We start from the raw sequence: 19,811 nt of genomic DNA on the forward strand, positions 1-19,811 counted from the left end.
AACTTTGATGAAAAGCACTCCTCCCTCCCCTCCAGCCGCGTGAACGCGGCTTCCGGGTCGGTCGTCGGCCCGCTCGCTCGGCCTTCGGCCTCGCTCGCGGTCGTTGCGTGTGGTCGCCTGCCCTTCCCCGGGTCGCGCGCCCTCGCTATCGCTCGGGCGCGCTCCCGGCCAGTCAACCGTTGTCAGTTAATCGTGACTCGAGAAACATTCAGTTCTTCGCAGGCGCGCCCTCGCGCACGTTCACCGCCATCCCGGTCTCGAAGTCCGCGATGGCGTCGGCCGCCAGTTCCGCCGTTCCGACCGCGATCAACTCGCCGCGCTCGTGGACCACGAGCACCTCGTCGCCCGGCCGAATTTCCGGGCCGGTCTCGAGGACGAACTTCGTGAAGACGTTCTTCTCGTCGCGGACGAACGGTTCGCTCTCGTCGTCGACGACGACGCGGTAGGCCGGATGCTCGAGGGCCGCGTGGAGCCGACGGCCGCCCTCGAGGCCGAGGGTGAACCGGCCGTCGGTCCCGAAGGAGACGATCCGCCCGTCGTCGGCGTGGATCTGCTGGGGTCGGCCCGAAGAGGTGCGTTTGATCGTGAGTGACTCCGCGGGCGGAAAGAGAGCCTCGCCGGCGTCCGCGCCGAACTGGTAGTCCGCGATGGTCCGCAGTTCCGCCAGTCCCGCCTGTCCGTTTCCGTCGGCTGAATCGCTCATTGCGCGGGCTTTCACGCGCGCGGTCGAAAGCCCTTCGACCTCGTCCGGACTCGAGCGATCGGTCCCGACTCCCGTACCCGAATCGCCGACTCGCGAGAGCGAGACTGTCGGATTTCACGACTATCTAAAATGACGAACGTTATAATACTCGATTCAGTAATTCCGGTATCGTATGGACGCCACGCAAATCGCTCTCGGGGTCACCTTGCTCCTCTTTGGCACCCTGACGCTGGCCGGGCCGGCGACGCTCGTCTCCGGGCCGTTCGTATACGTTCTGACGGGAGCGATGCTGCTCGTTACCGGGTACGCACTGTTAGTCGGGCTCTGGAAGGGGCGCTCGGATCGGCTCTGACGCGAGCGGGGCCTGTTCTCAGAGGAGGAACGTCTCGTGGCGTTCGCCGAGATCGACGAAGGAGTCGGCCGCCGCGATGAGTTCCTCGGCCGTCGAGGATTCGAACGCCATCACCTCGACGCGAACCCCCTCGTGGCGCAGGTGCGAACAGAGCCGCGAGAAGTCGCCGTCGCCCGTACAGAGGACGAGCGTATCGATGTGGTTAGCGAGCGTCACCGCGTCGAGGCTCATCCCGACGTCCCAGTCGGCCTTCTTGGTCCCGTCCGAAAACGTCTTGATGTCCTTGATCTTCGGCTCGAAGCCGATGTCGATCAGCGCCTCGAAGAAGCTCTCTTCCTCGGGGGAATCCGCGCGGATGACGTACGCGATCGCGCGGGTCAGCTGGCGGTCCTGAACGGCCTTCTCGAGCAGCGCGGAGTAGTCGATGTTGCGGCTGTGCAGGCTCTGGGCCGTGTGATAGAGGTTCTGGGCGTCGACGAGGACGGCGACGCGCTGGCCCGGGTGAATTTCCGTCATACGTCATACTGCGCGGGGCTCCCGTAAAAATCGCGGCGTTCCGCGGATCGCGATCGCCGGTTTCCGTGCCGAGCCTCGCGACGGCCTCCCGCACTGAGGTGTCACGTTATCGCGAGTTACGCCAGTTGGCGCTCGAGGCGTTGTAACCGCTCGATTCGCCGTTCGACCGGCGGGTGAGTCGAGAGGAACCGGCCGACGAAACCCGACTGCACCGGGACGACGAAAAAGGCGTTCAGTTCGGCGACACTCCGCAGGTCCTCGTCGGGAACGCGCTCGAGTTCGTCCGAAAGCGATCGCAGCGCGGCGGCCAACGCCGACGGGTCGCCGGTGATCGCGACCGCGCCGCTGTCGGCGACGATCTCGCGGTGGCGAGCGAAGAGGCGAACGAAGACGGAGCCGACGAGCCAGGCGACGATCGAAACGGGGGCGAGTACGACGACACCGCTCGGAACGTCGTGGCCACCGTCGCGACCGTCGAAGGCCAGACCGCTCGCCACGAGAATCACGAGCGCGATCGTCGGGAGAAACGAGGCGAGGGTCATCGCGATCGCGTCCCGATTCTTGACGTGAGCCAGTTCGTGCGCGAGGACGGCCTCGCGCTGTTCGCCCTCGAGAGTGTCGAGCAGCCCGCTGGTTACCGTGATCGTAGCGCTGCGCTGGCTGTGGCCGGTGACGAAGGCGTTGGGGACCTCGGCGTCGACGACGGCGATCGTCGGGGTCGGGAGGTCTGCCTGCCGGGCGAGTCGCTCGACCGTCGCGTGGAGGTCGGGATACTCGTCAGGATCGACCGCGGTCGCACCCAGACCCCGAGGGAGAAACCACGCGGCGTACCAGTAGTGGACGCCGGCGAAGCCGAGCGCGAGAAGTCCGTAGACGACGGTGCCACCACCGCTAGTGTAGCCGACGATTACGGTGGCGATGCCGGACGCGATAATCAGGTACACCGTCAGCAGCAGGACCATTGTCGCGAGCATTCGGACTCGCAGGCCCCAGTCCGCCGGCCACTCCATACCGGACGTCTCAGGTGACACCTGAAATAGGTGTCGACCGGTTGACTGAACGAGAACGGATCGCCGGCGCAGCGGCTCTCGGTGTGAGAACGAGATAGTCGGTGCAGAACGGTCGAGGAGGGGGCCGCTTAGCTTCGGAGCTTCTCGATGCGCTTCTCCGTCGGCGGGTGGCTCGCGAACAGCTTCTCCATGAGGCCGCGGTCGGTGTTCATGATACACAGTGCGCTCATGCTGTCGTCGAGTTGCGACTCGCGTCCCTGCGCGCCGCTGGAAATCTTCTCGAGGGCGCGCGCCAGCGGTTCGCCGGTACCGATGTACTGGCGGGCGTCCTCGTCGGCGACGTACTCGCGGTACCGCGAGATGGCCAGCACGAAGATCATCACGAGCATGTTCGCCAGCGAGGAGGCGACCATCGCGAGGATCCAGGTGCCGATGTTGCGCTCGCCGCCCATCAGGACCGCGAAGTAGGCGACGTAGCCGACCATCATCCCGATGGACTGGCCGACGACCATCGTGATCACGTCGCGGTTCTTGATGTGGGCGATCTCGTGGGCGATGACGCCCTCGAGTTCGTCGCGCTCGAGGATCTGCATGAGTTCCGTCGAGACGCAGACGACGCCGGCGCCCTTGCGGCCGACGGCGAAGGCGTTGGGGACGCCCATGTTCATCACCATCAGCTTGGGTTTGTCGACGCCCATGTCGCGGGAGAGCGATTCGGTCATCTGGTGAACCTCGCGGTACTGGCCGTCCTCGGGCATCTCCTCGGCGCCTCTGAGCGCCATCCACTTCCCGAGTTTGTACTGGATCGCGGGGAGGATGACGATCCCGGCGGGCAGTATCAGGATCGGGCTGACGCCGAATAGCAGGGCCAAAAACGTCGCTGCGCCGACGTAGAAGGCGAAGAGGATGGTTCCGACGACGACCATCCGGAGTTTCAGTCCGAAGTCTGTCATAGGCGATTCTATGTAACGCTCGGGGATAAATTACGCGGAACATCATATCAGCCGCTGGTACGTCGCGGGGACACCGCTGGACGAAGACGCAACGGATAAGGGGGTTCGGATCAGTGGACCACGTATGCGCCACGTCGCTCATCCATCCGGCGGCCCCGTCTCGAGCGGCGTCTCTCCTCGTTTTTCGAAACGTAAACGTGTGTGAAAGTGCTCGAAGCGGGTGTAGCAGCCCCGTTTCGGGCGCGGTCTCGGTCCGCACGCCAGCGACGACGATCGATCACGGACGATCGAAACGCCACTACCGACACGACCACGATACACGACAATGACAGCACTCGACCTTTCGGGCGTCTTCCCGGCGATGTGTACGCCCTTCGACGAGGACGAACGGATCGACTTCGAAACGCTCCAGACCGACGCGCAGCGACTCGAGGCGGCGGGCGTCGACGGGCTCGTTCCCGTCGGCTCGACCGGCGAGTCGGCGACGCTGACCCACGACGAACACGTGGAGGTCGTCGAGGCGGTCATCGAGGCCGTCGACGACGTCCCCGTCATCGCGGGCACGGGCTCGAACAACACCCGCGAGGCGCTGGAACTCTCCGAGCGGGCCGCCGACGCGGGCGCCGACGGCCTCCTGCTCATCTCGCCGTACTACAACAAGCCCGAACAGCGCGGGCTGATCGAACACTACGAAACGATCGCGGACGCCGTCGACCTGCCCCAGATCGTCTACAACGTCCCCTCGCGGACGGGCCGCAACATCGAACCCGACACCGCGGTCGAACTCGCCGCCCACGAGAACATCGCGGGCTACAAGGCCGCCAGCGGTGATCTCGGTCAGATCGGCGAGATCGCCGAGCGAACGACCGACGAGGACTTCGCCGTCCTCTCGGGCGACGACGCGCTCACGCTGCCGACCCTCTCCGTCGGCGGAACCGGGACGATCAGCGTCTGCGCGAACATCGAACCCGAACTGACCTGCGCGATGGTCGGCGCCGCGCTCGACGGCGACTACGCGCGCGCACAAGAGCTCCACCACACGCTGGGGCCGCTGTACCGCCACCTGTTCGTCGAGACCAACCCGATCCCGGTCAAGGAGGCCATGGAGATCCGCGGCTACGGCCCCGCGCGCATGCGCTCGCCGCTGACCCGCCTCTCCGAGGAGTACCGCGAGGACCTCGAGGCCGTCCTCGCCGACCTCGAGGACGAGTCGACCCGCGCCGGTACCACCGACGCGAGCGACGAGGGAGCCGCAGTGGAGGGCGATCGATGACGGTTCGGATCGGCGTCACCGGCGCGACCGGCCGAATGGGTCGCGAAGTGATCGCCGCCGCCACCGAGCGCGACGACTGCGAGGTCGTCTTCGCGGTCAATCGGGAGCCGGACGGCGAGACCGTCGACGGCGTCGAGATCGAGCCGGCCGACGAGTTCGACTCGCTGGTCGTCGACCGCGAACCCACCGCGGTCGTCGACTTCACCGGCCCCGAGTCGGCCGTCGACTACGCCGAGGCCTGCGCGGACGCCGGCGTCGCCTTCGTCACCGGGACGACCGGCTTCGACGACGATCAACGCGCGGCGCTCGAGGCCGCCGGCGACGAGATCGCCGTCCTCCACGCGCCGAACTTCGCCCGCGGCGTGCAGGCGCTGGTCAACGTCGTCGGCGAGGCGGTCCGGAACCTACAGGGCTACGACGTCGAACTCGTCGAGACCCACCACAATGGAAAGCGCGACGCGCCCAGCGGGACCGCGAACCGACTGCTCGAGGAGATCGAGGCGAACGGCGAGTTCTCCGAGCGCACGCACGGCCGCGAGGGCGAGGCCCCCCGCGAGGAGGCCGAGATCGGCGTCCACGCGCTGCGGGCCGGGGATATCACCGGCGAACACGAGATCGTCCTCGCGGGCAACCACGAGGAAGTCCGACTGACCCACCGCGCGGAGGATCGTGGCGTCTTCGCCGCGGGCGCGGTCGACGCGGCGGTCTGGATCGCTGGACAAAAGGCGGGTCGCTACGACTTCGCGGACGTGATCGGAGAATGAGCGCACTCGAAAGCGAAATCAGCGAGCTGTGGGACCGCAAACAGAACGGCGACGTCAGCGCCGACACCGCCGGCGAGGACGAGTACGCTACCCTCGAGGCGTTCCTCGACGCCTTAGAGGACGGCGAGGTCCGCGCCGCGGAGAAGCAGGGCGACGCCTGGGAGGCCAACGAGTGGGTCAAGCAGGGGATCCTGCTGAACTTCGGCCTCCGGGAGATCCAGCGGTACGAACACGGCGGGACGACGTACAACGACGTCCTGCCGCTGGCCGACTCGAGCGAGTACGGCGACCGCGGAAGCCGCAACACACCGGACGGCACCGTCGTCCGACAAGGCGCCCACATCGGCTCGGGCTGCATCCTGATGAGCCCGGCGTTCGTCAACATCGGCGCCCACGTCGGCGACGGCACGCTCGTCGACTCCTGTGACACCGTCGGCTCCTGCGCTCAGATCGGCGAGAACGTCAAGCTCGGCGCCAACACGCTGATCGGTGGCGTGCTCGAACCAGTCGAGAACGCGCCGGTCATCGTCGAGGACAACGTCTCGCTCGGCGCCGGCTGTCGCGTCACCTCTGGCTTCGTCGTCGGCGAGAACAGCGTCGTCGGCGAGAACACGCTGCTGACGCCGCGCATCCCCGTCTACGACCTCGTCGAGGAAGAGGTCATCTACGGCGAACTGCCCGCGAACCGGCGCGCGTTCACCCGCTTCGTCGAGTCCTCGATCAGCGACCACGACCTCTTCGACGGCGGCGCCTACAAGCCCGCCGTGGTGGCTACTGATCTGGAGACGGAGACGCTCGAGGCAACTGAGCGCGAGGACGCGCTTCGAGAATAGGCAGGCACGATCAGCGAACTCGGGCGACTGTTTCGATTCTCGTCGATTCTAATGTGGGAATCCACTAGATATAGTGGGAGGTTTTTTCATCGTTCCCTCAGTAGTAGAGACCGTAATGAGCAAACGGGCCGAGGCAGACGATCGGGGTCGAATTGTTATCCCTCACGAGATCCGCGAGAAACACGGCGACCGGTACCGGGTCGTCGAACTCGACGATCGGGTCGAACTGATTCCACTGAAAGACGACCCGATCGAGGGGCTCCGCGATGCCGTCGGTGACGCCTTCGACGACAAATCGATCGACGAGATCAAGCGAGAGGCGCGCGAGGCCGCTCGAGAAGACGCGATAGACGACGTGAGTGAGTAGCGTTCGATGATCTACGCCGATACGGACTTCTTCATCGCACTAGTGAAAGACGACGACTGGCTTCAGGATAGAGCGGCCCAGATTGCGCTCGAGAACGAGGGGGAGATCTACACCTCACGCGCAACGCTGCTCGAACTGCTCATGATTTCTGACCGGTTCGAGTTCGATCGGATGGAGGCGCTCACCTACGCGCTCGAGATCGCGATGGTCCCCGAAGACGAAGACGTCCTGTTTCAGGCGGCGGACTACATGGAGCAAGACGGACTCACTCCGTTCGATGCGTATCACGTCGCCTACGCGGACGAGGATCCGCTCGTCTCGTCGGACAAATCGTTCGACGAGGTAACGAACGATCGGATCGCAATAGAGAAACGGGAACCCGAGTAGTCCAGAGCGAGACCCAAACGCTTGAATCCTCGCGGTTACTTTGACGCGATAATGACTACACTCGCGGAATCGCCGGCTGTCCGCCGGCTCGCCGACTGGGACGCGACGCGCCTCGAGTCGCTGGTCGGCGACTACGGCTCACCGCTGTACGCGCTCGACCTCGAGCGCGTGCGGGAGAACTACCGGCGCCTCGCGGCGGCGTTTCCGGACGCTGAAATCATGTACGCCGTGAAGGCCAATGCGCTCGGGGACGTCCTCGAGGCGCTCCACGAGGAGGGCGCGGGCCTCGAGTGCGCCTCCGCCGGGGAAGTGAAACGCGCGCTCGCGGCCGCCGAGGCGAGCGATAGGAGCGACGGATTCGGGGTGGACGTCCACTACACGGCCGTCAACCCGCCTGCGCGGGATCTCGACTGGGTCGTCGACGCGTGGGAGGACCACCCCGAGCTGACGATCACCGTCGGCGCCGAAGACACGATCGACCGTCTCGAGGAACGCGGCTACGACGGGCGACTCTGCCTCCGCGTGAATCCGGGAATCGACGCCGGTCACCACGAGAAGGTCAAGACCGGCGCCGCCGCGAAGTTCGGCGTGCCGATCGAGCGCGCGGTCGACGTGCTCGCGGACGCCGCCGAGCGCGGGTTCGACGTCGTCGGCGTCCACGCCCACCTCGGCTCGGGCGTCTCGAGCGACCAACTGGACGACCACCGGGCGTTCGTCGCGCGGATGGGCGACCTCGCGCGGGAAGTAAACGACGCCCTCGAGGGCGACCTCGAGTTCGTCGACGTCGGCGGCGGCTTCGGCGTCCCCTACCGCGAGGACGAGGAACCGCTGGACCTCGAGGCCGTCGCCGAGGCGACCCGCGAGGCGCTGGGCGAGGTCGACGCGCGGCTGACGATCGAACCCGGCCGCTACTTCGTCGCGGACGCGGGCGTCCTGCTGACCGAGGTCAACACCGTCAAGGAGGCCCGCGACACCCTCGCGGTCGGCGTCGACGCCGGGATGACGACGCTCTTGCGGCCCGCGATGTACGACGCCTACCATCCGATTCGGAACCTGACCGCCGACATCGAAGTCGAAACCGATGACCCGTCCGATAACGGCCGCGAGACGGTCCCGCAGACGGTCGCCGGCCCCATCTGCGAGAGCGGCGACGTTTTCTGTTCCGACCGCGAACTACCGGCCAGCAGACGCGCGGACGTGCTCGCGATCGGCAACGCGGGGGCCTACGGCTACGAGATGGCCAACCAGTACAACTCCCGGCCCCGGCCCGCGTCGGTCGTCATCGACGGCGACGGCGACGACGCGGTCCGACTCGCCCGCCGACGCGAGACGTTCGACGACGTAACGCGAGTCGAGACGAACGCGGCCGATCCGACGATCGAAAACCCGAGTCGGAATCGGAACGCGGATACCAACCGAGAAGCACATAACGACCACGATATACGATAGCACGATGAGCGTCCCATTCCAGAAGTACCACGGCACCGGCAACGACTTTCTAATCATTCAAGCGGACGAATACGTCCCCGATCGGGGCGCGCTCGCCGAACGCGAGTGCGACCGCGACGACGGCGTCGGTGCCGACGGCATCCTCTATCTCGCCCTGGAGGAGCGGTTCCATCCGCCGCGGGTCATCATGACGCTGGTCCAGCCCGACGGCGCGACGGCTCCGATGTGCGGCAACGGCGCGCGCTGTGCCGCCGACTGGGCCATGGCGGAGACCGGCTCCGACAGCGTCATGATCGACACGCAGGCGGGGACCCTCCGCGCGGATCGCACGGACGAGGGGATCACCATCGAGATGGGCACGCCCACGTTCGACCCCGACGAGGTCCCCGTTCGGGCCGACGAACAGGTCTTCGAGGAGGAGATCGAGGGCCTCGAGGTGACGATGGTCAACACCGGCGTCCCCCACGCCGTCGCGTTCGTCGACGACGTCGACGACGTCGACCTCGAGACGGTCGCGCCGCCCGTACGATACGCCGACGCGTTCCCGGTCGGAACGAACGTCACGATCGCCAGTCCGGACGGCAACGGCGGCTTCGACCAGCGGAGCTACGAGCGCGGCGTGGAGGGCGAGACCGACTCCTGTGGCACCGGCGCGGTCGCCATCGCCGTCGTCGCGCGCCGACTCGGCCACACCGACGCCGACCCGGTCGACGTCCATCCGCCGGGCGGCGATCTGCGTGTGAGTTTCAACGACCGCGGGAACGCGACGCTCTCCGGCCCCGTCGAACACGAGTTCGACGGCGAAGTGACCGTTCGATCGCCGACGGAACTGTGAGCGGCGACGACGGCGCGACGGCGGTCGAAGACGCCGCGTTCGCCGACTTCGACCCCGTCGAGTTCCTCGAGACGGCCGTCCAGCGCGACTCCCACGAGGACGTCGGTCCGATGCGCGAGTTCCTCTGCGAGACGCTCGAGAGCCGCGGCGTCTCGCCCCGCGTCGACGGCGGCGGCAACGTGCTGGCGACCCGCGGATCGGCCGACGCCGAGACGCACGTCGTGCTGAACACGCACATCGACACCGTCTCGCCGCACGTTCCGTTCGAGCGCGACGAGAGCGGGAGCGAAGCCGGCGGGAGCGACGTGATCCGCGGCCGCGGCTCCTGCGACGCGAAGGGCCCCCTCGCCGCGTTGCTCGCGGCGTTTTTCGCCGTCGATCCGACCGAGGGACGGGTCACGCTCGCGATCACGCCGGACGAGGAGGTGCTCTCGACGGGCGCCTACGAACTCGTGACGGGCGAGGACTCGCCGACGCGCGACGCCGACGCCGTGATCGTCGGCGAGCCGACCGATCTCGACGTCTGTACGGCCGCGAAGGGCCGGTTTCAGGGAACGATTCACCTGACGGGAGCCAACGCCCACGCCGCGGAGCCGGAGACCGGCGCCAACGCGGTCGCGGCCCTCGAGTCCGTCCTCGCGGCGATCCGCGCCTTCGACGAGCGGGCGGACGCGCCGCCCGAGCACCCTCAGCTCGGCGCCGCGACGCTGACGCCGACCGTCGTCGAGGGCGGCGAGGCCACGAACCAGGTGCCGGCCGACTGCGCGCTGACGGTCGACCGTCGCAGCGTGCCCCCGGAGACGGCCGACGAGTTCCACGCGGCGTTGACCGACCAGTTGGAGACGGCCGTTCCCGACGACGTCGGCGTCGAGTTCCGCTTTACCGACCGGCCGACGCCGTTCCTCGAGGCCTGGGACACCGACCCCGACGCCGAGATCGTCGACGTCCTCGCGGACGCGTCCGGGGGCGAAGTGCGGCCCTTCACCGCCGCGACCGAGGCCTCCTACTTCGCGGCCGACGCGCCGACGGTCGTCTTCGGTCCCGGCGTGCTCGCGGACGACGAGGGGGCGGTCGCCCACGCCCCGCGGGAGTACGTCCGCGTCGACGCCGTCCGGGCGGCGTCGCGAGCGCTCGAAGAGACGCTCCGAACGCTCGTCGCGTAGCCGTCCGGGGAGCGACCGGGACGCGAGGAGCGGCTCCGGCCGAGTGAGACCGAGACCGATCCGATCGGGCGTTTTTTGTCGATACTGCCACACCTATCCGTATACGCACGTGTCTCCCCTCGCCGTCGCCCCCGAAACCGCGTTCGCTCCGCTCGCCCTCGCCTCCGCCGGTTCGAACTGGACGACTCCCCTCGCCGCCGTCGTTCCGCGCCCGTTCTGGCTCCCGCTCGGAACGACGGTCGTCGCGCTCCTCGTCGGCGTCGTTCTCCTGGCCGCCGCCCCGTCGGTTACGCGAACGGTCGGCGACGACATCGCCGAGCGGCCGGATCTCTCGTTCGCCGTCGGATTTCTCGGCCTGTTCGGACCGCTGGTCGTCGTGACGCTGCCGCTGGTTCTGTCGATGACGGTCGAACACCCGGCGGTCTCCGCGCTGACGGCGGTCGTCGCCGCGCCGGGACTGTTCGTCTGGGGAATCGCCGTGGTCGTCGGTAGCTGTCTCGGAGCCGTCGCGATCGGCGACCGACTCGCTCGACGGCGCGGCGACTCGGCGTCGCTCGTCCCGGCGGTCGTCGTCGGCGCCGTCGTCCTCGGCGCGAGCCAACTCGTCCCCGTGTTCGGCGCGCTGGTGGCGTTGGGACTGGCGACCGTCGCGATCGGAGCCGTCGCGCGACTTCGGTTCGACGTCGACGAGCGCCTGTTCGGCGGCGACGCGGTCGGCGAGTCGACCGCGGGGTCGGCGACCGGTCGCTCGAGCGGCGGCCGGGAGACCGGATCGGACCGATCGCCGTCCGCCGCGATCTGGAACGGCGGAGACGAATCGGCCGGACGGTCGACAGACCGCGAGGGACGGTCGTGGGCGGGCGGGACGGAGGCCGTCCTCGAACGAGACGGCGATGACGATTCGAGCCGAGACGAGATCGACATCGTCGGGGACGACGAGAACTGGACCGTCGGCGGCTGGCAGTGGGACGCCGACGCGGCCGACGCGGTCGACGATGGGGACGGCGACGCCGCGCCGTCTCGCGAGGAGCCCGCCGACGAACGGTAAGGACGCACGGACGGCGCGCCGCCGTGAGCGGGGCGGCGGCAGCGGGAATCGACTTTGGCCGCAGCAGGACTCGAGTCGGCGAGCGCAACAGAATTTGCTCTTCGATCCGGTCGGACTCGAGGTACAGGGAATCGAAATCGCGACGGACGACCCGAACGTCTCGGTCCTGCCGTCCGATCTCAGGCGTACGTCAGGTAGTTCGAGAGGTAGACGACCGCGTTGTAGCAGCCGTGGATCAGCGCCGGGACGAGCAGGCTGCCGGAGAGTTCGTACAGCGTGCCGAGGTAGAGCCCCAGCGACAGCACCGTTCCGAGGCTCACGAGGACGGCCCCGAACTCCTCGCCCATGTAGACGGGGAGGTGGACGGCGGCGAAGACGAGCGCGGACAGGGGGACGGCGAGCAGCGTCGGAAACGCCTCGCCCAGCCGCGACTGGACGACCCCGCGGTAGAGCAGTTCCTCGCCGGGACCGGTCAGGAGGATCGCGATCGGAATGCCGACCAGAAACAGCACCGGGTGGTTGCGGTTCTGCTCGATGCTCGAGTGGGTCTCGCCCTCGCCGCCGGTACCGAACGGATCGAAATACTCGACGAGGCCGTGGTAGCCGACGACGACGAGAAACGCCCCGGCCAGTCCGAGGACGATCCACGCCAGATCCCAGATCGTGGGGGAGCGGAGTCGAAGGAACGCGCGGGTGAACTCGCGGTCGAACCCCTCGCGACGAACGATCAGGTACGTCAGCGCGAGGCCGCCGGCCCCGACGACGTTGAACGCGACCGAGGTGGATATCTGGGTGATCGCCTCGGCCTCGTAGCCGAGCGCGAACACCTGTCCCTGGACGCCGAGCGTCGCGGCGTAGCCGGTCAGCCAGCCGCCGAAGGCGAGGGCGAGACAGAGGACGACGACGCGGAGGCGCGCCGGAACCGTTCCGGCGATCGATCGACTCGAGGACACGGTCGATCCTACCCACTACGGATAGAAATAGGTACTGACACGTCGGGTGGGCCCCGTCGGGCGACCCTCGTTACTCGAGGTCGTCGACCAGCCCGTCGGCGACGCCGACGTAGTCCGTCGGCGTCAGGGCCAGCAGCTCCTCGCGGACGTCCTCGTCGACGTCGAGGTCGTCGAACATCTCGCGGAAGTCCTCGATCGTGACGTCCTTGCCCCGCGTGACGGCCTTGACGCGCTCGTAGGCGTCCTCCTGGCCCTCCCGGCGGAGGATCGTCTGGACCGCTTCGCCGATGATCTCGGGGGTCGACTCGAGGTCCTCGCGCATGACCCGTTCGGTGGGGACGACCTTCTCGAGGCCGGCGGCGGCCTTGGTGTAGCCGATCAGGCAGTGGGCGAAGGCGGCGCCGATGTTGCGTTTCACCGTCGAGTCCGAGAGGTCCCGCTGGAGCCGCGAGGTGGTGACGTAGTCGGCGAGGAAGGTCAGGTCCGAATTGGCCTTCGAGAGGTTGCCCTCGCTGTTCTCGAAGTCGATCGGGTTGACCTTGTGGGGCATCGTCGACGACCCCGTCTCGCCCTCGACGGCCTCCTGCCCGAGGTAGCGGTCGGAGACGTAGAGCCAGACGTCCAGATCCAGATCCAGCAGGACGTCGTTGGCCCCCCGGAAGGCGTCGAACAGCGTCGCGAGGTCGTCACAGGGGTTGACCTGCGTCGTGAGGGGCTCGAACCCGAGGTCGAGACCGTCCTCGACGAACTCCCGCGCGAACGCCGGCCAGTCGACTTCGGGGTAGGCCGCGTGGTGGGCCGCGTAGGTTCCGGACGCGCCGCCGAGTTTGCCCCGCAGGTCGTCGGTCGCCCGCCGGATGCGACCCGTCGCGCGGGCCAGTCGGGAGGCGTAGACGGCCATCTCCTTGCCGAACGTGGTCGGCGTCGCGGGCTGGCCGTGGGTGCGGGCCAGCATCGGGGTATTCCGGTAGTCCCGCGCCATCTCCGCCAACGCGTCGCGGACGGCGTACAGTTCGGGCAGGAGCACCTCGTCGACGGCGTCCCGGACGAGCAGCCGATGGGCGAGGTTGTTCACGTCCTCGCTGGTCAGCCCGAAGTGGATCCACGCCGAGGCGTCGCTGTCGGCGGGGAGTTCGTGGCGGACGAAGTACTCGACGGCCTTGACGTCGTGGTTGGTGGCCTCGAACTCGCCGTGGCCCTCGGTCTCGAGTTTCTTGATCAAGCGGGCGTCCTCCTCGGCGAAGTGCTTGTAGAGGCCTCGGAGGTGTTCGCGCTCCTCGAGGTCGAACTCGAGGGGCGTCGCCTCGAGGTCGGCCAGCGCGATGAGGTACTCGACTTCGACGCGAACCCGCGCTCGCATGAGCGCGGCCTCGCTGGCGTACGGCGACAGCGGTGCGGTCCGGCTGCTGTACCGACCGTCCAGCGGCGAGACGGCGTACAGAGCGTCGGTGTCGGTCATAGTAGTCCGTCCGCAACGATGGCGAAAAAGGGTATCGAAACCGCGACCCGCTCGGGGCCACGAGCGTGCATATATCGCCGCCCCGTCCCGGTAATATCGGCATAAGTATCCACGGACGTGCATACTCGAGGGAGCGAGACCGCAACCACTTTGCCGTTCGCGGGCGCCACTCCGACCATGACGCGAATCGCCGGGATGGCCGGCAACCGAGGGCGCAACCTGTTGAACATCGCCGATCGCAACCCGGGCGGGGCCGAACTGGCCGTCGTCCTCACGAACGACGCGGACGCGCCGGTGCTCGAGGCCGCCGCCGAGCGCGGGATCCCGACCGAGGTCGTCCCGCTGGAGGACGACATGAGTCGGAGCGAGCACGAGGAAGCCGTGCTCGAGGCCCTCTCGGAGTACGACTTCGAGCTGGTCTGTCTGGACGGCTACATGCGCATCCTCTCGGAGACGTTCCTCTCCGAGGCGCCGACGACGCTGAACGTCCACCCCGCGCTGCTGCCCGCGTTCCCCGGGATGGACGCCTGGGGCGACGCGCTCGAGGAGGGCGTCTCGGTGACGGGCTGTACGGTCCACGTCGTCACGGACGCGACCGACGAGGACGGAAACGTCGTCGAAGAAGACGTCGACGCCGGCCCGATCGTCACCCAGGAGCCGATCCCGGTCTACGAGGGCGACGACGAGGAGAGCCTGAAGGAGCGCGTCCTCTACGAGGGCGAGTTCCGCGCGTATCCGCGTGCGGTGAAGTGGTTCGCCGAGGACGCGGTCGACGTCGATCTCGAGGCCGGCGAGGTCACCGTCGAGAGCGACGTGGCGACCGTCGGAGACGAGGACCACGACGGTCTGCCGACGCGCCGGCTCGTCTCGAACGACCGCGCGGACACCCTCCGCTACGGGGAGAACCCCCATCAGGACGCGGCGGTGTACGCCGACTACACCTGCGACGAGGCCAGCGTCGTCCACGCCGACCAGCTCAACGAGGGCGCGAAGGCGCTGTCGTACAACAACTACAACGACGCCGACGGCGCCCTGAATCTGATCAAGGAGTTCGACGAGCCCGCCGCCGCGGTCATCAAGCACACCAACCCGGCCGGCTGTGCGACCGCCGACTCCCTCTCGGAAGCGTACGAGAAGGCCCTCTCGACGGACCCGATGAGCGCCTTCGGCGGCATCGTCGCCCTGAACCGCGAGTGCGACGCCGCGACGGCCGAACAGATCATCGACTCCTTCAAGGAGGTCGTCGTCGCCCCCGGCTACACCGACGACGCCCTCGAGGTGCTCTTCGAGAAGGACAACCTGCGGGTGCTCGACGTCGGCGACCTCGGCGAGCGGACCGAGCGCTTCACCGAAAAGCCGCTCGTCGGCGGCCGACTCGTCCAGGAGCGCGACCTGCAGTCGATTTCGGTCGACGACCTCGAGGTCGTCACCGAGCGCGAGCCGACCGACGAGGAACTCGAGTCGATGGTCTTCGCGTGGCAGACCCTCAAGCACGTCAAGTCCAACGGGATCCTCTTCGCGGACGGCACCGAGACGGTCGGCATCGGCATGGGGCAGGTCTCCCGCGTCGACGCGGTCCGGCTGGCCGCGATGAAGGCCGACGAACACGCCGAGGGGAAGGACGCCGAAGGCGCGGTCATGGCCTCGGACGCCTTCTTCCCGTTCCCGGACGGCATCGAGGAGGCCGCCGAGGCGGGCATCGAGGCGGTCGTCCAGCCCGGCGGCTCGGTCAACGACGACGACGTGATCGAGGCCGCGGACGAACACGGGATCGCGATGGCGTTTACGGGCCAGCGGAGCTTCAGACACGATTGAGCGTGCGAAGGAGCGTCTAACGCTCGAAAGACGCAAGGCGTCTTTCGTTGGTCTCGGCACGGCTGAACGAACGCGACGAAGCTGCCGAAATTCGTGCGCCGATCTTTTGTCAACCCGGAAAGCACTTATCCTTGCTTTCCGACCGTCGTCGTATGAAACGCCGCCCGCTCCTCGCGACCGCCAGCGCCGCTGCGTTCGGTCTCGCCGGCTGTCTCGGCGCGTTCGCCCGCGAGGGAGACATCGAATACGAGACGTGTCCTAACACGATCGTCCGCGTCGGTTCGCTCTCCGACCCCGCGGAAGCGGAGGTAATCGACGCCCTCGAGAACGGCGGCTACGAGACCGAGGACGAACTGGTCCTCGCGGAGACGGTCGACGTCGACGAGTCGTACCTTCGGTGGTGCGACCGGTATTACGCGGCCGTAGTTGAACGCGACGGCGACGACGTCACTCGGCTGCGACTCGAGGAGACCGCGCCGCCGGCCGATCCCGTGCGGATCGAGAACGGGACCGACGAAGCGGTGACGCTCGAGGTCCGGATCGAATACGAGGAGGAGCCACTGCTCGAGCGGACGGTCGCCGTCTCGGCGAACGAGTCTGCCGCGCTCGACGGTCCGGACTACCGGTTCGGGAGCTACCGCGCCGAGATCGAGATCCCGGCGCGTTCGGAGCGAGTCGTCGAGACCTGGACGGTCGACGAGGGAAGCTTTCAGGCGTTCGTCGACGTCGACGCCGACGACCTACAGGTGGCCCAGGGGTACGCCCAGGTCGCCACCTGCGAGTGGAACGAGGACGGCGATCTCGTCGACTCCTGAGTCTCCGCTCACTCGTCCGCGTACAGATCCGTCGAGAGGTACCGTTCCCCGGTGTCGGGGAGGACGGTGACGACCAGCTCGTCGGGGTGCTCGGACGCGTACTCGGCCGCGGCCGACAGCGCCGCGCCCGCGGAGATGCCGACCAGCAGGCCCTCGGTGCGGCCCAGCTTTCGGGATGCTTCCTTCGCGTCGGCCGCCTCGACCGCACGAACCTCGTCGATCAGTTCGGTCCGCAGAATGTCGGGGACGAAGCCGGGACCGATCCCCTGGATATCGTGGCCGTCGGAACTGAGTTCCGAGAGGGTCGGCGATTCGGCGGGTTCGACGGCGACCGACGTGAGGTCGGTCTTCCCCCGTTCTTCCTTGATGTACTCCGAGACGCCGGTGATGGTGCCGCCGGTGCCGACGCCCGCGACGACCGCGTCGACCGCGCCGTCGGTGGCCTCCCAGATTTCGGGACCGGTCGTCTCCCGGTGGGCCGCCGGGTTGGCCTCGTTCTCGAACTGCCGGGCCATGATCGCGTCCTCGCGCTCGGCGACGAGCTCCTCGGCGCGCTCGTTCGCGCCGCCCATCCCGTCCTCGGCCGGCGTCAACTCGAGGTCGGCGCCCAACGCCCCCAGCAACTGGCGGCGCTCGGTCGACATCGAGGACGGCATCGTCAGCACGCAGTCGTAGCCGCGGGCGGCACAGACCGCGGCCAGCCCGATGCCGGTGTTGCCGCTGGTCGATTCGACGACGGTGTCGCCGGGCTCGAGCGCGCCCGCCCGCTCGGCGGCGTCGACGATCGCCCGCGCGATCCGGTCCTTGACCGAATAGGGGTTGTGCGACTCGAGCTTTCCGAAACAGTTGTCGGCGAACGCGTCCAGTCGCAACAGCGGCGTTCGGCCGATCAGTTCGTCGACGGTCTCGGCGGCGTCGATCTCGGTCTCGGCCGCGGAGTCGACTGCTGGTGCCATCAGTTCAGAGACGCGCGACGACACCACTACCAGTTGTCCCGAATCGGTTCGGGTGGTGGGGGCGCTCGCGGTTCGACGGGCCATCCGAGCGGGGGTGGGGCTTTTTTCCGCCACTCGTCGTCCGTCGGCTATGAATCGACGACAGTTCCTCGCGGTCTCGAGCGTCGGGCTCGCGGCGGCGATAGCAGGCTGTGTCGGAGACGTGCGCAGTGACGCCGACGGCGAGGCGCCGACGGAATCGACGACCGACGAGCGCGAGCGCGCGGACCGCGGCGAGATCGCGGTCACTGCCAGCGGCGACGTCGAGGCGGAACCCGACCGGGCAGTCGTGACCGCGGGCGTACAGGCGAGCGGCGAGAGCGCCGACGCCGTGACCGACGAACTGGCGACGGGGGCGGACGATCTTCGGGAAACGTTCGCCGACCTCGGAATCCCGCCGGAGGACGTCGAGGAGGGCCAATACCGGGTTCATCCGGAACGCGAGCGGGACGCCGAGGGGTTCGAGGGAGCGCACTCGTTCGAGGTGACGATCACCGACGTCGACCGCGTCGGCGAGGTCATCGACGTGGCGATCGAAGCCGGCGCCGACGACGTCGGACGCGTGAACTTCGCGCTGCAGGCGGAGACGCGAGCGACGCTGCGACGGGACGCGATCGACGCCGCGCTCGCTACCGCCGACGAGGAGGCGGCCCACGTCGCCGACAACCGGAACGTCGACCTCGAGGGAACGACGGCCGTCACGACCGCCGATGTTCGAGTTCGGCCGGTCGAAGGGCATCTCGCGAGCGGTGACGCGGCGGCGGAGGCGGCGCCGCCGACGGAGATCGAGGCCGATCCCGTCAGCGTGAGCGCCAGCGTGACGGTCACGTACGCGTTTGTCGAGTAACACGGACGACCGAGCGGCGCCGCCGCAACGATTTCGGCCAGCCAAAAACCGAACGACTTTTGAATTGTTAGGTCAGCCTAAAGCGTATGAAATCGATACGGCGACTCGAGCGAAGTCGGCGGGAGGTCGTGGCGACGGGAATCGCCGCCGGGAGCGCGGCGCTGGCCGGCTGCATCACCGGCGACGGCTCGGGCTCGGAGGACGGCGACTCCTACACGGTGTCGATGGCGCCGATGGGGGACGTCGAGTTCGATTCCGTCCCCCGGGACGCCTTCGTCACGTTCGCCCACTACGCGGACATGGCGGTCGCGCTGGGCCACGGCGACGCGGTGAATACGCTGTTCGCGCCCGAGATGTCGGGGTCGACGATGTCGATGTTCTACGACCGGCTCGAGGGCGTTTCCTTCGACGGCGAGTCGCTGCCCCACCCGCTCGAGGACGGAGTGGTCGAAGAGGACCTCTACGAGTACGACAGCGACGTCCACTTCCTGGATCCGTCGTACGTCCTGACCACCGAGGACGACTGGTCCGAAGCCGAGATCGATACCGTCGCCGAGCAGGTCGGTCCCTGGTTCGGAAACTTCCACAGCGGCGTTCACAGCGAGCCCGCGGCGGCCTACGCCGACAGCTACGAGTACTACACGCTCTGGGAACTCTTCGAGCGGATCGCCGAGGTCTTCCAGGAGCGGGGGCGCTACGAGGCGCTGAAGGACGTCTACGACGAGACGCGGTCCCAGATCGAGTCGAACCTGCCGCCCGAAGACGAGCGGCCGACGGTCGCGCGGGTCACGCTGGGGCCGGACGGACAGGACGTCTTCTACTCCTACCACATCAACACGGACGGCTTCTGGCAGGCCGAGACGCGGCCGCTCGGCGCTCACGACGCGCTCGGCGACGTGGAATGGTCGGGCGACTGGGGCGAGGTCGACTACGAAACGATGCTCGAGGCCGATCCCGACGTCATCCTCCACCTGTGGGGGATCACGTCGCGGTACGCCATCGAGGATATCCGCGAACGGCTCGAGGACCACTCCGCGGGAAGCGAGTTGACGGCCGTCCAGAACGACCGCGTCGTCGCCAGCGGGATGCGCTACCAGGGACCGATCATGAACCTGTTCCAGCTCGAGATGACGGCAAAGCAGCTCTATCCCGACCGGTTCGGCGAGTGGCCGAGGCACGAATCCGGGCAGTCGTATCCCGAGATTCCGGCCGACGAACGGCTGTTCGACCGCGATCGCGTCGCGGAGATCGTGACCGACGGCGCCGCGGAGTAA

General features: G+C 67.8%; 21 protein-coding genes. 14 read left to right on the forward strand and 7 right to left on the reverse strand.

Annotated features, from left to right (window positions below):
• Nucleotides 1–208: 208 nt before the first annotated feature.
• On the reverse strand, nt 209–703 hold the full coding sequence (locus HTZ84_RS13155; protein WP_174681096.1) for a PUA domain-containing protein: 495 nt from the start codon (nt 701–703) through the stop codon (nt 209–211).
• A 172-nt stretch (nt 704–875) separates the two neighbouring features.
• Here HTZ84_RS13155 and HTZ84_RS13160 point away from each other — a divergent pair, with 172 nt between their 5' ends.
• A complete protein-coding gene (locus tag HTZ84_RS13160) occupies nt 876–1,055 on the forward strand; it encodes a hypothetical protein (protein WP_174681097.1) in 180 nt (59 codons plus the stop codon).
• A gap of 18 nt (nt 1,056–1,073) precedes the next feature.
• Here the strand turns inward: HTZ84_RS13160 and HTZ84_RS13165 are convergent, their stop codons facing one another.
• The 3 genes from HTZ84_RS13165 to HTZ84_RS13175 form a co-directional block, all read right to left on the reverse strand.
• The gene (locus HTZ84_RS13165; RefSeq protein ID WP_174681098.1) at nt 1,074–1,571 is read right to left on the reverse strand and encodes a LabA-like NYN domain-containing protein; all 498 of its coding nucleotides are present in this window, start codon (nt 1,569–1,571) and stop codon (nt 1,074–1,076) included.
• A 116-nt stretch (nt 1,572–1,687) separates the two neighbouring features.
• Nucleotides 1,688–2,581, reverse strand: coding sequence for a M48 family metalloprotease (locus HTZ84_RS13170; RefSeq protein WP_174681099.1), 894 nt, complete (start codon nt 2,579–2,581; stop codon nt 1,688–1,690).
• Between the two features lie 128 nt (nt 2,582–2,709).
• The gene (locus HTZ84_RS13175; protein ID WP_174681100.1) at nt 2,710–3,534 is read right to left on the reverse strand and encodes a M48 family metallopeptidase; all 825 of its coding nucleotides are present in this window, start codon (nt 3,532–3,534) and stop codon (nt 2,710–2,712) included.
• 325 nt (nt 3,535–3,859) lie between these two features.
• Here HTZ84_RS13175 and dapA point away from each other — a divergent pair, with 325 nt between their 5' ends.
• The 9 genes from dapA to HTZ84_RS13220 all read left to right on the forward strand — a co-directional run bounded on the left by dapA (nt 3,860) and on the right by HTZ84_RS13220 (nt 11,653).
• Complete coding sequence (gene dapA / locus HTZ84_RS13180; RefSeq protein ID WP_174681101.1) at nt 3,860–4,807, forward strand: 4-hydroxy-tetrahydrodipicolinate synthase; 948 nt, start codon at nt 3,860–3,862, stop codon at nt 4,805–4,807.
• Nucleotides 4,804–5,571 (forward strand): 4-hydroxy-tetrahydrodipicolinate reductase, encoded by a 768-nt coding sequence (dapB, locus tag HTZ84_RS13185; RefSeq protein WP_174681102.1) that lies wholly within the window; start codon nt 4,804–4,806, stop codon nt 5,569–5,571. Before dapA ends, dapB begins: the two co-directional genes overlap by 4 nt.
• Nucleotides 5,568–6,404, forward strand: coding sequence for a 2,3,4,5-tetrahydropyridine-2,6-dicarboxylate N-succinyltransferase (locus tag HTZ84_RS13190; RefSeq protein ID WP_174681103.1), 837 nt, complete (start codon nt 5,568–5,570; stop codon nt 6,402–6,404). Before dapB ends, HTZ84_RS13190 begins: the two co-directional genes overlap by 4 nt.
• Nucleotides 6,405–6,519: 115 nt before the next feature.
• Nucleotides 6,520–6,771 carry an AbrB/MazE/SpoVT family DNA-binding domain-containing protein gene (locus tag HTZ84_RS13195; protein ID WP_174681104.1) on the forward strand — a complete coding sequence of 84 codons (252 nt, stop codon included), beginning with the start codon at nt 6,520–6,522 and terminating at the stop codon, nt 6,769–6,771.
• A 6-nt stretch (nt 6,772–6,777) separates the two neighbouring features.
• Nucleotides 6,778–7,158 (forward strand): type II toxin-antitoxin system VapC family toxin, encoded by a 381-nt coding sequence (locus HTZ84_RS13200; protein WP_174681105.1) that lies wholly within the window; start codon nt 6,778–6,780, stop codon nt 7,156–7,158.
• A 51-nt stretch (nt 7,159–7,209) separates the two neighbouring features.
• The gene (gene lysA, locus HTZ84_RS13205; protein WP_174681106.1) at nt 7,210–8,607 is read left to right on the forward strand and encodes a diaminopimelate decarboxylase; all 1,398 of its coding nucleotides are present in this window, start codon (nt 7,210–7,212) and stop codon (nt 8,605–8,607) included.
• A 4-nt stretch (nt 8,608–8,611) separates the two neighbouring features.
• Nucleotides 8,612–9,442 (forward strand): diaminopimelate epimerase, encoded by an 831-nt coding sequence (gene dapF, locus HTZ84_RS13210; RefSeq protein ID WP_174681107.1) that lies wholly within the window; start codon nt 8,612–8,614, stop codon nt 9,440–9,442.
• A complete protein-coding gene (locus tag HTZ84_RS13215) occupies nt 9,439–10,605 on the forward strand; it encodes a M20 family metallopeptidase (protein WP_174681108.1) in 1,167 nt (388 codons plus the stop codon). Before dapF ends, HTZ84_RS13215 begins: the two co-directional genes overlap by 4 nt.
• 109 nt (nt 10,606–10,714) lie before the next feature.
• Nucleotides 10,715–11,653, forward strand: coding sequence for a hypothetical protein (locus HTZ84_RS13220; protein WP_174681109.1), 939 nt, complete (start codon nt 10,715–10,717; stop codon nt 11,651–11,653).
• Nucleotides 11,654–11,832: 179 nt separating this feature from the next.
• Here the strand turns inward: HTZ84_RS13220 and HTZ84_RS13225 are convergent, their stop codons facing one another.
• Together HTZ84_RS13225 and purB are read right to left on the reverse strand one after the other, a co-directional pair.
• A complete protein-coding gene (locus HTZ84_RS13225; RefSeq protein ID WP_174681110.1) occupies nt 11,833–12,606 on the reverse strand; it encodes a CPBP family glutamic-type intramembrane protease in 774 nt (257 codons plus the stop codon).
• A gap of 70 nt (nt 12,607–12,676) precedes the next feature.
• A complete protein-coding gene (gene purB, locus HTZ84_RS13230) occupies nt 12,677–14,065 on the reverse strand; it encodes an adenylosuccinate lyase (protein WP_174681111.1) in 1,389 nt (462 codons plus the stop codon).
• 177 nt (nt 14,066–14,242) lie between these two features.
• Between purB and purH the strand changes: the two genes are divergently transcribed.
• Both purH and HTZ84_RS13240 read left to right on the forward strand, forming a co-directional pair.
• Nucleotides 14,243–15,880 (forward strand): bifunctional phosphoribosylaminoimidazolecarboxamide formyltransferase/IMP cyclohydrolase, encoded by a 1,638-nt coding sequence (purH, locus tag HTZ84_RS13235; RefSeq protein ID WP_174681112.1) that lies wholly within the window; start codon nt 14,243–14,245, stop codon nt 15,878–15,880.
• A 152-nt stretch (nt 15,881–16,032) separates the two neighbouring features.
• Complete coding sequence (locus tag HTZ84_RS13240; protein ID WP_174681113.1) at nt 16,033–16,695, forward strand: hypothetical protein; 663 nt, start codon at nt 16,033–16,035, stop codon at nt 16,693–16,695.
• Between the two features lie 8 nt (nt 16,696–16,703).
• Here HTZ84_RS13240 and cysK read toward each other — a convergent pair whose 3' ends face one another.
• Entirely contained in the window at nt 16,704–17,651 is a 948-nt protein-coding gene (cysK, locus tag HTZ84_RS13245; protein ID WP_174681114.1) for a cysteine synthase A, read from the reverse strand.
• Between the two features lie 130 nt (nt 17,652–17,781).
• Here cysK and HTZ84_RS13250 point away from each other — a divergent pair, with 130 nt between their 5' ends.
• Both HTZ84_RS13250 and HTZ84_RS13255 read left to right on the forward strand, forming a co-directional pair.
• On the forward strand, nt 17,782–18,537 hold the full coding sequence (locus tag HTZ84_RS13250; protein WP_174681115.1) for an SIMPL domain-containing protein: 756 nt from the start codon (nt 17,782–17,784) through the stop codon (nt 18,535–18,537).
• A gap of 86 nt (nt 18,538–18,623) precedes the next feature.
• Complete coding sequence (locus HTZ84_RS13255; RefSeq protein WP_174681116.1) at nt 18,624–19,811, forward strand: ABC transporter substrate-binding protein; 1,188 nt, start codon at nt 18,624–18,626, stop codon at nt 19,809–19,811.

Source organism: Haloterrigena gelatinilytica, from assembly GCF_013342145.1.
GTDB classification, from domain to species: domain Archaea; phylum Halobacteriota; class Halobacteria; order Halobacteriales; family Natrialbaceae; genus Haloterrigena; species Haloterrigena gelatinilytica.

Excerpts from the sequence above, each read along its gene's own strand:
- HTZ84_RS13160 (WP_174681097.1), top strand. The coding sequence starts at position 876 with ATGGACGCCACGCAAATCGCTCTCGGGGTCACCTTGCTCCTCTTTGGC.
- HTZ84_RS13255 (WP_174681116.1), top strand. The coding sequence starts at position 18,624 with ATGAAATCGATACGGCGACTCGAGCGAAGTCGGCGGGAGGTCGTGGCG.
- HTZ84_RS13175 (WP_174681100.1), bottom strand. The coding sequence starts at position 3,534 with ATGACAGACTTCGGACTGAAACTCCGGATGGTCGTCGTCGGAACCATC.
- dapA (WP_174681101.1), top strand. The coding sequence starts at position 3,860 with ATGACAGCACTCGACCTTTCGGGCGTCTTCCCGGCGATGTGTACGCCC.
- HTZ84_RS13170 (WP_174681099.1), bottom strand. The coding sequence starts at position 2,581 with ATGGAGTGGCCGGCGGACTGGGGCCTGCGAGTCCGAATGCTCGCGACA.
- HTZ84_RS13200 (WP_174681105.1), top strand. The coding sequence starts at position 6,778 with ATGATCTACGCCGATACGGACTTCTTCATCGCACTAGTGAAAGACGAC.
- HTZ84_RS13250 (WP_174681115.1), top strand. The coding sequence starts at position 17,782 with ATGAATCGACGACAGTTCCTCGCGGTCTCGAGCGTCGGGCTCGCGGCG.
- purB (WP_174681111.1), bottom strand. The coding sequence starts at position 14,065 with ATGACCGACACCGACGCTCTGTACGCCGTCTCGCCGCTGGACGGTCGG.
- dapB (WP_174681102.1), top strand. The coding sequence starts at position 4,804 with ATGACGGTTCGGATCGGCGTCACCGGCGCGACCGGCCGAATGGGTCGC.
- HTZ84_RS13165 (WP_174681098.1), bottom strand. The coding sequence starts at position 1,571 with ATGACGGAAATTCACCCGGGCCAGCGCGTCGCCGTCCTCGTCGACGCC.
- HTZ84_RS13190 (WP_174681103.1), top strand. The coding sequence starts at position 5,568 with ATGAGCGCACTCGAAAGCGAAATCAGCGAGCTGTGGGACCGCAAACAG.
- purH (WP_174681112.1), top strand. The coding sequence starts at position 14,243 with ATGACGCGAATCGCCGGGATGGCCGGCAACCGAGGGCGCAACCTGTTG.
- HTZ84_RS13240 (WP_174681113.1), top strand. The coding sequence starts at position 16,033 with ATGAAACGCCGCCCGCTCCTCGCGACCGCCAGCGCCGCTGCGTTCGGT.
- lysA (WP_174681106.1), top strand. The coding sequence starts at position 7,210 with ATGACTACACTCGCGGAATCGCCGGCTGTCCGCCGGCTCGCCGACTGG.
- HTZ84_RS13155 (WP_174681096.1), bottom strand. The coding sequence starts at position 703 with ATGAGCGATTCAGCCGACGGAAACGGACAGGCGGGACTGGCGGAACTG.
- cysK (WP_174681114.1), bottom strand. The coding sequence starts at position 17,651 with ATGGCACCAGCAGTCGACTCCGCGGCCGAGACCGAGATCGACGCCGCC.
- HTZ84_RS13195 (WP_174681104.1), top strand. The coding sequence starts at position 6,520 with ATGAGCAAACGGGCCGAGGCAGACGATCGGGGTCGAATTGTTATCCCT.
- dapF (WP_174681107.1), top strand. The coding sequence starts at position 8,612 with ATGAGCGTCCCATTCCAGAAGTACCACGGCACCGGCAACGACTTTCTA.